The organism is Candidatus Collinsella stercoripullorum (assembly GCF_027669965.1).
GTDB classification, from domain to species: Bacteria; Actinomycetota; Coriobacteriia; order Coriobacteriales; family Coriobacteriaceae; genus Collinsella; species Collinsella stercoripullorum.
Window position 1 is genome coordinate 1 of record NZ_JAQECM010000060.1, and the last position, 13,708, is coordinate 13,708.

At 71.6% G+C, this 13,708-nt stretch carries 10 protein-coding genes; 4 read left to right on the forward strand and 6 right to left on the reverse strand.

From position 1 onward, the window contains the following. The coding region (locus tag PHA29_RS09450; RefSeq protein WP_270849356.1) for a hypothetical protein at nt 1-568 on the forward strand (568 nt) is incomplete at its 5' end. Nucleotides 569-655: 87 nt separating this feature from the next. Here PHA29_RS09450 and PHA29_RS09455 read toward each other — a convergent pair. The 6 genes from PHA29_RS09455 to PHA29_RS09480 form a co-directional block, all read right to left on the reverse strand. Further along, nucleotides 656-1,138, reverse strand: coding sequence for a hypothetical protein (locus PHA29_RS09455; RefSeq protein ID WP_270575446.1), 483 nt, complete (start codon nt 1,136-1,138; stop codon nt 656-658). 87 nt (nt 1,139-1,225) lie between these two features. Continuing rightward, complete coding sequence (locus PHA29_RS09460; RefSeq protein ID WP_270849358.1) at nt 1,226-2,098, reverse strand: class I SAM-dependent methyltransferase; 873 nt, start codon at nt 2,096-2,098, stop codon at nt 1,226-1,228. A 137-nt stretch (nt 2,099-2,235) separates the two neighbouring features. Then, nucleotides 2,236-3,600 carry a PFL family protein gene (locus PHA29_RS09465; protein ID WP_270405882.1) on the reverse strand — a complete coding sequence of 455 codons (1,365 nt, stop codon included), beginning with the start codon at nt 3,598-3,600 and terminating at the stop codon, nt 2,236-2,238. A 149-nt stretch (nt 3,601-3,749) separates the two neighbouring features. Further along, nucleotides 3,750-6,275, reverse strand: coding sequence for a homocysteine S-methyltransferase family protein (locus PHA29_RS09470; RefSeq protein WP_270849360.1), 2,526 nt, complete (start codon nt 6,273-6,275; stop codon nt 3,750-3,752). Between the two features lie 72 nt (nt 6,276-6,347). After that, the gene (locus PHA29_RS09475) at nt 6,348-7,088 is read right to left on the reverse strand and encodes a hypothetical protein (protein ID WP_270405328.1); all 741 of its coding nucleotides are present in this window, start codon (nt 7,086-7,088) and stop codon (nt 6,348-6,350) included. A gap of 145 nt (nt 7,089-7,233) precedes the next feature. Further along, nucleotides 7,234-8,109: a methylenetetrahydrofolate reductase gene (locus PHA29_RS09480; protein ID WP_270849362.1), complete on the reverse strand. Its 876-nt coding sequence runs from the start codon at nt 8,107-8,109 to the stop codon at nt 7,234-7,236. Between the two features lie 368 nt (nt 8,110-8,477). On the opposite strand from PHA29_RS09480, the gene PHA29_RS09485 reads away from it, so the two are divergent. From PHA29_RS09485 to PHA29_RS09495, 3 genes are all read left to right on the forward strand, one after another. Beyond that, entirely contained in the window at nt 8,478-10,574 is a 2,097-nt protein-coding gene (locus tag PHA29_RS09485) for a glutamine synthetase III family protein (protein WP_270574691.1), read from the forward strand. 247 nt (nt 10,575-10,821) lie between these two features. After that, on the forward strand, nt 10,822-12,141 hold the full coding sequence (locus PHA29_RS09490; RefSeq protein WP_270849364.1) for a uracil-xanthine permease family protein: 1,320 nt from the start codon (nt 10,822-10,824) through the stop codon (nt 12,139-12,141). 112 nt (nt 12,142-12,253) lie between these two features. Then, nucleotides 12,254-13,675 (forward strand): amidohydrolase family protein, encoded by a 1,422-nt coding sequence (locus PHA29_RS09495; protein ID WP_270849366.1) that lies wholly within the window; start codon nt 12,254-12,256, stop codon nt 13,673-13,675. The last annotated feature ends 33 nt before the right edge of the window (nt 13,676-13,708 follow it).

Genomic DNA, 13,708 nt, shown 5'->3' on the forward strand with positions numbered 1-13,708 from the left:
TGCCGCGGTGCGCCGCCCGGGGGGACGCGACGGGCGCGCCGCGCGCGGGCTGATCGCCGCCGCAGTCGTCATCGGGGCGGCCCTCGCCGCCGTGACGGTCGTCGTGCTCGTCCGCGCCCTCGCCGGGGCGGTGCTCGATCTGGATGCGCGCGAACCGGTCGTCTCCGCGGAGCCCGCGCACCAGGACGGCGCGGTGACCGTCGGCGCCGAGGAGCCCGGGTCCGCATCGATCGTGTACGGGGGCTCGGTGTACGCGCTGCGCACCGATGCCGACGGGGCTGCGGTGATGACGCGTGCGCGCGCGGACGATCCGGGCGCCTCGATCGACCTGTTCGAGCTCGACGGCGACCCCGCCGGCTTCGCCTGCTTCGGAGGAACCCTGTACGCGGTGTCGAACGTCGATGCGGGCTTCGTCGTGCAGGCGTACGTCGATGCGGACGGCTCGCTCCCGACTCGGATCGCGAGCGGGGAGGGCGTCGCCGCCGCCGTGGAGCTCGACGGCTCCGTGCTGCGGCTCAGGGATGCATCGGATGCGGAGCTCCTGTCGATCGACCTCGCGGACCGCTGAGCGGGATCGACCCTACGGGCGGCCGGGCGGCGGGGCCGCGCTGCGAAGGCCGCCGGTGCCGGGCGGAGGCGGCGCCTGTGCGGGACCCTACAGGTAGCCCAGATAGGAGATGTATCCCTGCGCGCTCTCGGGCACAGCGAGGGTGACGCTTTGACCCAGGGTGTCCACGGTGATGTAAGAGGGGTCGGCGTAGGTGGTCACGGTCGCGTTCGCCCCCTGGTAGGAGGTGTCGATCGTCCCGGTGGGCGATGCGCCCGCGGGCAGGTCCGTCACGCTCCACGACGAGATGTCGAGCCGGTCGATGGCGGCTTCGACCTCCTGCTCGGTCATGCCGGTCGCCGCGGCGATCTCCGGGACGTTCCCGCGCAGCGCGTCCTCGGCAGCCCCCTTGATGCCGCTGGCATCGATGGCGCCGTTCAGGATGGTGTTCTCGAGCGACTGCCCGGCGCCCGAGAGCATCTGGGTGATGGGGCTCCCGGCGAGCAGGGTGTTGCAGAGCCCGGAGAGGACGCCGAGCACGACGACCGCTGCCGCCACCGTCAGGGAGATGGCTCGGGTGAAAGTGTTCATTGCGCGCTCCTTGGGCCGGGGTGGGTCTTAAGACCGTATGCCCGTATGCGCGCGCCGACCGCGGGGAGCCGGGCGATTCCGGGCCATCTACATATCAGGGGACCCCGCCGCGTCCCAAGAGAGGAACGCCCAGCGGACGACGCGCTCGCGGTCGAGCATGAAGGGCCCCTGCGGCCCGCCCTTCTCGCCCGGCGCGCCCGCATCGGGGTTGGCGACCAGATGCCCGTCCACATAGGCGCGCAGCGCGCCGATGCGGTCCTCGTTCCCGCCGGCGAGCATGCGCGAGAGCTCCGCGACGGCGTCGTCCGCGGACCGGAAGGTGTCGCGGCGCGTCGAGGAGATGTAGCGGACCTCGGGCGCGAGGCCCATGCCGACGAGGATGTTGAACGCGTAGACGTAGTCGCCGCAGTGCGCGACCCGGGTACCGATCGCCCGCAGGATGCGCCCGTCGACCCGCGGCCCCGCATCCGCGGAGAGCGTGATGCAGCACCTCCTCCGCGCGACGCGGGTGAGCCGGGAGAGGGCGGCGCGCAGGTCCGAGGTGGCGATCGACCTGCTGGCGAGGGCGACGTCGACGCAGCCCGGACCCAGGCCGGCGGCGTCCCAGTCGTCATCCCAGGCGAGCGGGAGGGCGCGGACGAGGTCCGGGACGCCGGCATCCCGGGCTCCCTCCTCCAGCATCTCGAGCATGCGCGCCGAGAAGTCCGCGGCGATGACGCGGTGCCCCGCGCGGGCGAGCGGGATGGCGAGCGACCCCGCGCCGCAGCCCATGTCGAGCACCGACTCCCCCGCGCCGATGGCGGCGAGCTCGATGAAGTCGCGCGCGTAGGGGTGCGTCTCGCGCGGGCGGAAGTGCCTCGCGCGCGCATCCCAGCGCGCGGGGTCGTCGGGCGCCGGGCGCTGGGCCTGAAGCGCCATCCACTCCTCGTTCCAATCGGTCTCGAGCAGCGCCGATCGCATCGTGGACCTCCTTCGGGGGAATGGGCCGCCCGGGGAGGGGCGGTCCCCCGCCGGGACGGGCGCCCACCGGGTGCCGGGCCGCCGAACGCGGCGGGCCCGCGGAGCGCGCTGCGCGGCCGCGGGCCCGATCCGGTCCCCTAGTTCTTGAGCGAGTTGAGCGGGGCGGGGAAGCGTCCGCCGCGATGGGCGAACACCGTGCCGGCGAACCGGTTCACCGGCATGATGGGCGCGCGCCCGAACAGCCCGCCGTACTCGACCGCATCGCCCACGCCCTTGCCGATGGCGGGGATGATGCGCACCGCGGTGGTCTTGTTGTTGATGACGCCGATGGCCATCTCGTCTGCGATGATGCCGGCGATGGCCTCCACGGGGGTGTCGCCGGGCACGGCGATCATATCGAGGCCCACCGAGCACACGCACGTCATGGCCTCGAGCTTCTCCAGGCTGAGCGCGCCGGCCTCGACCGCGGCGATCATGCCGGCGTCCTCGGATACGGGGATGAACGCGCCGGACAGGCCGCCCACGCTCGAGCTCGCCATGACGCCGCCCTTCTTGACGCAGTCGTTCAGCAGGGCGAGCGCCGCGGTGGTCCCGGGGCCGCCGCAGGTGCCCACGCCGATGATCTCGAGGATGCGGGCGACCGAGTCGCCGACGGCCGGCGTCGGGGCGAGGGACAGGTCCACGATGCCCTTCTCGACACCCAGGCGGCGCGCCGCCTCGCGGCTCATGAGCTCGCCGGCGCGCGTGATCTTGAACGCGGTCTGCTTGATCTTCTCCGCCACATCCATCATCGAGGCGCTCTCGGGGAGCTGCTCGAGGGCGGCCGCCATGACGCCGGGGCCGGACACGCCCACGTTGATGACGGCGTCGGCCTCGCCCGACCCGTGCGTGGCGCCCGCCATGAACGGGGAGTCCTCGACCATGTTGGCGAACACGACGAACTTGGACGCGCCCACGGAGTCGCGGTCGGCGGTGAGGCGCGCGGAGTCGATCACCGTGTTGGCGACCATGAGCACGGCGTCCATGTTGATGCCGGCGCGCAGGCTCGCCACGTTGACGCTGGAGCACACGCGGCTCGTCGCCGCGAGCGCCTCCGGGATGCAGGCGATGAGGCGCCGGTCCGCGTCGCCGATGCCCTTCTGGACGAGCGCGGAGTAGCCGCCCAGGTAGTCGATGCCGAGCGTCTCGGCCGCGCGGTCGAGCGCGTGGGCGAGCGGGACGAGGTCGACGTCCGGGCAGGCGGCGGCGATCTGGGCGACGGGCGTGACCGACACGCGCTTGTTGACGATGGGGATGCCGTACTCGCGCTCGAGGGCCTCCGCGGTGGGGACGAGGCGCTCGGCCGTCTTGGTGATGCGGTCGTAGACCTTGGTGCACATGCGGTCGAGGTTCTCGTCGGCGCAGCCCATCAGCGAGATGCCCATGGTGATGGTTCGGATGTCCAGATGCTGCTCGGATACCATGCCCCGTGTCTCGGCGATTTCTGCAGGCGTGATGGCCATGGGCTCTCCCTTTCGTCGGTCGTCGTGTGAAACGATGCGTCTTATTCTAGCGTGGCCCGCCCTCCCGGTGCCGCGCCCTTTCGAACGGGCCGCGGACGACCGCCCCGCCCCGCCGCGGGGGCGGGGCGGGACGACGGCCCCGGGGCCGCTCAGCCGAAGACCTCCTCGGCGATGCGCGCGGACTCGGCGGCGTCCTTCGCATAGTAGTCGGCGCCGATCCGTTCGGCGTACTCGGGCGTCAGCACCGCCCCGCCCACGAGCACCTTCACCCCCGGCACCTGCTCGTGCAGCAGGGCGATGGTCTCCTCCATGCTCCTCACCGTGGTGGTCATGAGGGCCGACAGCCCCACCAGGCGGACGCCACGCTCGCGCACGGTGTCCACGATGCGCTGCGGGTCGACGTCGCGTCCCAGGTCGAAGACCGTGTACCCGTAGTTGTCGAGCAGCATCTTCACGATGTTCTTGCCGATGTCGTGGATGTCGCCCTTCACCGTGGCCAGCGCGACGGCGCCCTTCTCGGACAGGCCCGCCGCGGGCATGAGCCGGCGGATGGTGTCGAATCCCGCGCGCGCCGCCTCGGCCGAGGCCATGAGCTGGGGCAGGAAGTACCTTCCCTGGTCGAACAGGACGCCGACCTCGTCGAGGGCGGGGATGAAGCGCTCGTTGATGAGGTCCATGGCGTCGCAGGTGGCGAGCAGCCGTTCGGTCGCCTCCTCCATCTCGCCCTTGCGCCCGGTGAGGATGAGCCGGCGGATGGGGTCGGCGTCGCCCGCCTCCCCGCCCGCGTCCGCGCCCACGGCAGGTGCGGGCGCTCCGCCGGGCGCCGCTTTCGGGGAGGCGCCCTTGTACGGGTCGGTCCAGCCGCCGTAGCGCTCGATGTAGGCCCCCGACCCCTCGTCCTCGCCGTTCAGCACGCGGAAGCTGTGCACGACGTCCATGTAGCGCGCGGAGCCCGGGTTCATGATGGGGGCGTCGAGCCCGGCGCCGAGCGCGGCGGCCAGGAAGGTCGCGTTCATCAGCTCGCGCGCGGGCAGGCCGAAGCTGATGTTGGACACGCCGAGCGCGCATCTCACGCCCAGGCGCTCGCGGCACGCCGTCACGGCGCGGAGGATCTCGAGCGCCTGGGCCTGGTTGGTGGAGGCGGTCATGACCAGGCAGTCTATGAGGATGCGGTCGGGGCCGATGCCGAATCGCGCCGCCTCCTCCACGATGCGCCGGGCGATGCCGAAGCGCCCCTCCGCCGTGTCGGGGATGCCGGCGTCGTCGAGGGTGAGGCCGATCACGTCGGCCCCGTAATGCGCGGCGATGGGGAGGACGGCGTCGAGGCTCTCCCGCGTGCCGTTCACCGAGTTGATGATGGGCTTGCCCGCGTAGGCGCGCACCGCGGCCTCGATGGCGCGCGGGTCGGTCGAATCGATCTGCAGCGGCAGCAGGGTCGACGCCTGTAGCTGCTCGCAGACGCGCGCGATGACGTCGGCCTCGTCGATCCCGGGCAGGCCGACGTTGACGTCGAGGATGTCGGCGCCCTGCTCCTGCTGGCTGATGCCCTGCCCCACCACGTAGTCGAGGTCCCCGTCGCGCAGGGCCCGCTGCAGGCGCTTCTTGCCGGTGGGGTTGATGCGCTCACCCACGACCGCGATGGCCCGGCTGCCGGCGGGCAGGCTCACCAGGCGCTGCGCGCTCGCGGCGGTGAAGGCGGGGCGGACGGTGCGCAGGCTCGGGGCGCTCCCGGCGAGGACCTGCGCCAGCAGGCGGATGTACTCGGGCGTGGTGCCGCAGCAGCCGCCCACGATGGAGACGCCGTCGGACACCATCTCGGCGACGGCGGCAGCGTAGGACCTCGGGTCGATGCCGTAGACCGTGCGCCCGTCCTCCACGTGCGGCAGGCCGGCGTTCGCCTGCACGATGACGGGCTTCGCCGTGACGGCGAGCATGCGCTTCGCGAGGCCGCGGAGCTCGGCGGGGCCGAGCGAGCAGTTGATGCCGAGGGCCTCGACCCCGAGGGCGTCGAGGGTGACGGCGGCGACCTCGGGCGAGGTGCCCAGGAAGGTCCGCCCGTCCTCCTCGAAGGTCATGGTCGCGACGATGGGGAGGTCCGTGTTCTCCCGGCAGGCGAGAACGGCGGCCTTGATCTCGGCGAGGTCGGTCATGGTCTCGATGATGAACAGGTCGGCCCCCGCCCGGGCGGCGGCGCGGGCCTGCTGGGCGAACAGCCCGTAGGCCTCCGCGAAGGAGAGGGTGCCCATGGGGCGCAGGAGGGCGCCGATGGGCCCGATGTCGGCGGCGACGTAGCGCGCCCCGGCGCGGCGCGCGCATCCCACGGCGGCGCGGAACACCTCCTCGACCTCCGCCTTCCCGCCCAGCTTGCGGGCGTTGGCGCCGAAGGTGTTGGTGGTGACGGCCTCGCTGCCGGCGGCGACGTAGGCGGCGTGCACCGCGGAGATCCCCTCGGGGTCCGTGAGGTTCAGCAGCTCGGGCAGCTCGCCGGCGGCCAGCCCCGCGGCCTGGAGCATGGTGCCCATGCCCCCGTCGAACAGCAGGCTCCGCCGCCCCTCGAGGACGGCGCGCAGGTCGGCGTCGGCGATGCGCAGGGAGTCGAGCGAGCGCGGGGCGTACGGCTCCCCGGAGGCGAGCGCGGCGGTGAGGGGGGCCGCGGAGTCGAGCGTGAAGTCCATGCGGGAGACCTTCCTAACGAGTTCGGTTCCAGATTGTAGCGCCCCCGCGGGGCGCCGCCGGGAGGGGAGGGGTCAGCCGTAGCAGACGGTCCCCCGTGCGCGGAAGGCGCAGCTGCCGCGCAGGCGGCATCCGCCGCACCCCGGGCGTTCGCCGGCGTCCGCGGGCTCGCCCTCGAACAGGCCGATGAGCGCGGTGACGCTCTTGGTGGGGAGGAGCAGGTGCGTGGGCGTGACGGTGAGGCCCAGCAGGCGCCCGGCGTTGAGGGCGGCCACGATGCCGTCCTGCGCCTCGATCGGGCAGTCGCCGTAGCCGCAGGAGAAGCGCCGGTTGCGCGCGAGGCCCGCCTCGGCGGCGGCGCGGCCCACCTCGGCGTCCATCCGGTCGACAGCCGCCTCGACGTAGGCCGAGCAGGCGGCGTCGAACAGCGCGGACTCCAGGGGGCTCTGGCCCGCCAGGGTGCGCAGGCGCCGCTCGCTCTCCATCCCCAGGGTGCAGGCGAGCACGGCGCAGCGCCGGGCTGCGCGCAGGTGCCGGAAGATGTCGCGCCCCGTGAGGCGCGCGGCGGTCCCGGCGAGGCGGATGCAGGGGAGGCCGCGGTCGTCCGCGCCGTCGGCGTCCAGGTCGAACACCTGCCAGACGCCGCGCGGCGCGATGTCGCGCTCGGTTTGCTCCGCGACCAGCTCGATGCGCCGGGCGAGATCGGGCTCGATCGTTTGGCCCGCGTAGCCCAGGTAGCGCAGCATCTCCGCACGGTCGATGCGGGGCCGCGCGCCCGCTTCCGGCCGATAGAGGACGGGGCTGCCGGTCTGCATCCCTCGCCTCCCTTCCCAATCCGGTCCGCGCCTCCCGGGAGGCGCCCGTGAACGCCGTCCGCCCCCGGGCGGCATGGGCCCTCGGGACGGGATCCGGCGGATCCGCGCGCCCCGGGACGCCGGGGCGCTGTGCCGCCGAGTCGCCTCAGCCGCGCAGCGCGCTCATGGCCGCCGCGGCGACGTCGGCGCGGTTCATGGTGTACACGTGCAGGCCGTCGACGCCGTGGGCGGCGAGGTCCTCCAGCTGGCGGCAGGCGTACTCGATGCCCGCCGCGCGCAGGCTCGCGGGGTCGTCCTCGTAGCGGGCGAGGATCTTGATCACCGGCGCGGGCAGCGACGCGGCGCAGGTGAACACCATGCGCGTGACCTGCTGCTTGCTCGTGAAGGGCATGATGCCCGCCGTGATGGGGACGGTGATGCCCGCCGCATCCGCCAGCTCGCGGAAGCGGTAGAAGCACTCGTTGTCGAAGAACAGCTGCGTGACGAGGAAGCTCGCGCCGGCATCCTGCTTCTGCTTGAGGTGCTTGACGGAGGTCACAAGGTCGTCGCAGGTGAGATGGCCCTCCGGGTAGGCCGCGCCGCCCACGCAGAAGCCCGCGTCGACGAGGGCGGGGACGAGGTCCTTGGCATAGGGGAAGGCGATGCCGTCCGCCTCGGCCTCGCTCATGCCGTCCGGCAGGTCCCCGCGCAGGGCGAGGACGTTCTCGATGCCGGCGGAGCGGAACTCGGCGATCTTCTCCCCGAGGGTCTCCGGTGTCAGCGAGATGCAGGTGAGATGGGCCACGGAGGTGAGGCCGAGCTCGTCGGAGATCATCTGCGCGATCTTCGCCGTCGCCGCCGAGTTGCCCGAGCCGCCCGCGGAGTAGGTGACGCTCACGAAGTCCGGTGCGAGCTCGGCGAACCCTCCGGCGACCTCGCGGGCGCGCTCGAGGGTGAGCTCGCCTTTGGGCGGGAACATCTCGAAGGAGACGGGCATGGTCCCGGCGGCGCGCGCGTTCTCGAAGATCTGGTCGACTCTCATCCGTTCCTCCTTGGGGTAGGGCGGGGCGCAGGCCCGCGGCGGCGCCCGTCGGCGCGGACGCGCCCGTCCGGGCCGCCGATGGGGTGCGGGGATTGTATCGCACCCGTGTTTCCGCCGTGCCGCCGAGAGGCCCCCGCCGCGGGGATTTAACATGCGGACGGCTCCCGGCGGGAGCATGAACCCGCAGGCAGGCGCCCCCAGCGCCGCCGTCCGCCCGGTGCACCCGGCAGTTTCCCGGGTTTTCCCCGACACGTTGCATCTTGGCAACCCACCGGTAATTTGTGCGAAACACGCCCCCCGTAATCTACAATGCGTTCGTTGAGGATATGCGCCGGCCGCACCGGTCGGCGCCCACGAAGGGAGCCCCTATGGCCGATACCGAGCTCACCAGCCGCTTCGGGACCATGGTGTTCTCGGAGGACGTGATGCGCAAGCGCCTTCCGAAGGACATCTACAAGCGCCTGTCCGCCACCATCGAGGACGGCGCGCCGCTCGACCTGGACGTGGCCAACGCCGTCGCCCACGCCATGAAGGAGTGGGCCATCGAGCTGGGCGCCACGCACTACGCGCACTGGTTCCAGCCGCTGTCCGGCATCACCTCCGAGAAGCACGACAGCTTCCTGGAGCCCAACCACGACGGCACCGCGATCACCAAGTTCACCGGCAAGGCCCTCATCCAAGGCGAGCCCGACGCCTCGAGCTTCCCCAACGGCGGCCTGCGCGCCACCTTCGAGGCGCGCGGCTACACCGCATGGGACCCCACGAGCCCGGCGTTCATCAAGGACGAGGTGCTGTGCATCCCCACGGCGTTCTGCGGCTACAACGGCGAGGCGCTCGACAAGAAGACCCCGCTGCTGCGCTCCATGAAGGTCCTCGACACCCAGGCCAAGCGCGTGCTGGCGCTGTTCGGCAAGACGCCGAAGCGCGTCGTTCCCAGCGTGGGCCTGGAGCAGGAGTACTTCCTCATCAAGAAGGACGCCTACCGCAAGCGTCGCGACCTCGTCATCTGCGGGCGCACGCTGTTCGGCGCCCCGCCGTGCAAGGGCCAGGAGCTCGAGGAGCACTACTTCGGCGCCATCCGCCCGAGCGTGTCCAAGTACATGAAGGAGCTCGACGACGAGCTGTGGGCGCTCGGCATCCCCGCCAAGACCAAGCACAACGAGGTCGCCCCCTGCCAGCACGAGCTCGCCCCCGTGTACACCGAGCTCAACGAGGGCATCGACAACAACATGCTCGTCATGGAGAAGATGAAGCTCGTCGCCTCGCGCTTCGACCTGACCTGCCTTCTGCACGAGAAGCCGTTCGAGGGCATCAACGGCTCGGGCAAGCACAACAACTGGTCGCTGTCCGCCGAGGACGAGAACCTGCTCGACCCGGGCGACACCCCGCTCGAGAACCTGCAGTTCGTGGTCTTCCTCACCGCGGTGATCGAGGCGGTCGACAAGTACCAGGACCTGCTGCGCATGTCCGTCGCGAGCTGCGGTAACGACCACCGCCTCGGCGCCAACGAGGCGCCCCCGGCGATCGTCTCCATCTTCCTGGGCGACCAGCTCACCGAGGTCGTGCAGAAGATCATGGACGGCAAGGCCTCCGTGCACGCGACGCACGGCGTGCTCGACCTCGGCGCCGACGTCCTGCCCAACCTCGAGCAGGACAACACCGACCGCAACCGCACCTCCCCGTTCGCCTTCACCGGCAACAAGTTCGAGTTCCGCGCCGTGGGTTCCGAGGCCAACCCGAGCGACGCCAACCTGGTGCTCGACACCGCCGTGGCCGAGTCCCTGAAGGAGTTCGCCGACGCGCTCGAGGGCACGCCCGAGGAGGACTTCGCCGCCGCAGCGCTCGAGTACTGCAAGAAGACCCTCAACGAGCACCGCCGCATCCTGTTCTCCGGCGACGGCTACTCCGACGAGTGGCAGAGGGAGGCCGAGCGCCGCGGCCTGTCCAACCTGCGCACCACCGCCGACGCCCTGCCCGCGATGGTCGCCGAGAAGAACCTCGCGCTGTGGACCGGCATGGGCGTGCTGACCGAGACCGAGGCGTTCAGCCGCTACGAGGTCAAGCTGGAGAAGTACGACAAGCTCATGAACATCGAGGCGACGACGATGATCCGCGAGGCGCGCCGCACCTACCGCCCGGCGATCACCGCCTACGCCACCAAGGTCGCCAAGGGCCTGGAGATCATCCGCGGTGCCGGCGCCGACGCCGCGATGACCTGCGAGCAGAACACCCTCAACAAGCTGTGCGCCGGCATCACCGAGATCAACGAGGCCATCAAGGCGCTCGACGCCCTGCACCAGAGGGCCGAGGGCCTGATCGACCCGCAGGAGCAGGCGAACTGCTACGCGCACGAGGTCGTCCCCGCGATGCAGCGCCTGCGCGACGCCGTGGACGCCATGGAGGAGATCGTGGCCGCCGACTACTGGCCGGTCCCGACCTACGACGACATCCTGTTCTACGTGTAGGACCGCTTCGCGCGAGCGCGTCGCACACGGATTCGACCGACGGGCCGCCTGCGGGCGGCCCGTTTCGCGTCCGCCCGCCTGCGAGGGGGCCGGGGTCACGGGCGGGCGTCCGGATCCCCGGCCCGCCCGGCTCCGCATCCGTGCGCCCCGCCGCCGTCGAACCCCCCGTCCGTGCGCGCCGTCTCGGGCGCCCGACCTGCCGATGCGGTATGCTCGTGGGGACCTGTTCCCTCATGAGAGGAGCTGCATGGCTGCACAAGACCTCGTACTCGGCGTGAACGACCGCGTCGAGCCGCTCAAGGCGGTGGGTTTGGCGTTCCTGCACGTCCTGGCGATGGACCTCTACGTCTGCCCCATCGTCCTCGCCTCGATGCTCGGCCTCGACACCGCGGGCACCAACCAGCTGATCCAGATCTGCTTCCTCACCGCCGGCCTGGCGACGCTGATCCAGACCGGCCTGGGCATCAAGCTGCCCGTCGTCCAGGGCGCGAGCTTCGTCGCGCTCTCCGCGCTCGCTACCATCGGGACCAACGGCGGGATGGCCATGATGGTCGGCAGCATCATCCCCGGCGCCCTCATCCTGATCCTGCTCGGCGTCACGCGCCTGTTCGCCAAGATCGTGCGCCGGTGCATCCCGCCCTACATCGGCGGCACCATCATCGTGATCGTCGGCCTGTCCCTCACGCCCACCGCGGCGGGCGGCATCTTCAGCGTCGACGGGGGGCTCGCCGCCAACCTCGCCCCCGGCCTCGCCTCGCTGGTCACCCTCGTCATCATGAACGTCGTCGCGTATCGGACCGGCTACCGCCACCACCTCGTGAGCGTCCTGTCCGTCCTGTGCTCGCTGGCCGTCGGCTGCGTGGCCGCCGCCGCGGTGGACGTGCTCGATCTCTCCGGCGTCGCCGCGGCCGCCTGGTTCGGCATGCCGATGCCCTTCCACTTCGGCGCCCCCGTGTTCGACATCCCCTCGATCGTCCTCATGACCTTCATCTACTTCATCGTGCTCATCGAGACCACCGGCGTGTGGTTCACCGTGGGCGACGTCACGGGCGAGGAGCTCACCGACGAGCGCCTGAACCGCGCGGTCATCGGCGAGGGCCTGGGCTGCCTGGTCGGCTCGGTCTTCGGCGGCACCCCGCTGACGGGCTACTCCACCAACGCGGGCATCATCTCCATCACCAAGGTCGCGAGCTGCACCGTCGTGATGGTCGCCGGCGTGATCCTCGTCGTCCTCGGCATGTGCCCCAAGCTCATGGCCGTCATCTCCTCGGTCCCCGAGGCCGCCATCTGCGGCGTCCTGCTCGTGGTCTGCCAGATCCTCGTGGTCAACGGCCTGCGCATCATCATCGGGTCCCAGCTCGACCAGAAGAAGATGATGGTCATCGGCCTGTCGCTCATCTTCACCCTGGCGAGCCTCGTTCTGTCCGCCGACGTCAAGGCAGCCTTCCCGGTCTTCCTGCAGTACCTGGTGAGCAGCGGCACCGCCGTGGGCGGCATCATCGCCGTCGCGCTCAACCTGCTGCTGCCCGACGACCCGGCGTCGTCCGGGTCCGCCGAGGAGCGCTAGGACCCGCCGTCCGCGCCCGGTCCGCCGCCGCTGCGCCGCGGGCCGGGCGCCCCTGTTTCCCGCCGCGCCCGCATCGCGCCGGCGCGGCGCCCGCCGAACGATTGGAGACACCATGTCGATCGCCTCGAGTTCACACGCGACCGTGCGGGCGGTGCTCGGCTCGCTGTTCCATACCCCCGAGTACGGCTCCTTCGAGCTGCTCGAGCGCGCGCTGCTCGAGCTCGACGACGCGGGCTTCATCGAGCGCGTGACCCTGCCGGGGGATGCCGGCTACGACGAGCGCGTCGCCGCGGCGCGCGCGGCGGACGAGCTCGACCCCGGCTCCCTGCTCGAGCTCACCGACGGGCGCTACGGCCTGCCCGGGTTCGTCGACCTCCACGTGCACGCGCCGCAGTGGCCCCAGGCCGGGGTGGCGCTCGATGAGCCGCTGGACGTCTGGCTCGACCAGCGCACCTTTCCGTTGGAGGCGCGGTTCTCCGACCCCTTCTTCGCCCATGGGGTGAGCCTGGACCTGGCGGAGACCTTCCTGTCGCGCGGCACCACCACGGCGCTGTACTTCGGCAGTGCGCATCTGGAGGGCAGCTGGGAGCTCGCCCGCGCCTGCACCGAGGCCGGTCAGCGCGCGGTCGTGGGCAAGGTGGTCATGGACGACCCGGCGGCCAACCACGATTTCTACCGCGACGCCTCGCCCGAGCAGGCGCTGGCCGACACCGAGGAGTTCCTCGGGCGCGTGGCGGGGCTCGACCGCGAGCTGCGCGCGGGCGACCCGCGCTTCGCGGGCGTGTACGCCGCGGTGACCCCGCGCTTCATCCCGAGCTGCACCGACGAGGTGCTCTCCGGCCTCGGGAAGATGGCCGCCGAGCACGGCGCCTACATCCAGTCCCATTGCAACGAGGGGGAGTGGGAGCACGGTGTGGCGCCGGAGCGCTACGGTGTGAGCGACGCCCGCGCGCTCGCGGACTTCGGCCTGCTCGGCCCGCGCTCGGTGATGGCTCACTGCACGTATATGGACGAGGCGGACACCGAGTTGTTCCGCGAGACGGGGACCGCCGTCGCGCATTGCCCGATCTCCAACGCATACTTCGCCAACAGCGCGTGCCCCGTGAGGCGCATGCGCGAGCACGGGGTGAAGATCGGCCTGGGCACCGATGTCTCGGGCGGGTTCTCGCCGAGCCTGTACGACAACATCCGCCAGGCGGTCATGGCGTCGCGCATGCTCGAGGACGGCGTCGACGCGCTCGTCCCCATCGAGCGCCGCGGGGCCGGGCGCCCCTCGCGCATCTCGGTCGCCGAGGCGCTGTACCTCGCCACCAAGGGCGGCGCGGAGGCCCTGTCGCTGCCGGTCGGGTCGTTCGAGGTCGGGCGCGCCTTCGACATGCAGGTGGTCGATGTGCGCCGGCCCTACGCCGACCTCACCGGGTTCGACGTGTTCACCGAGCCGGGCGATGTGCTCGCGCGGATCCTCTACCTCGCCACGCCCGACAACATCCGCCAGGTGTGGGTCCAGGGCAGGCAGGTCATCGACCGCGGCTGACGCGCGGCGCCGCGGCAGAAGAAAGCCCGGCTC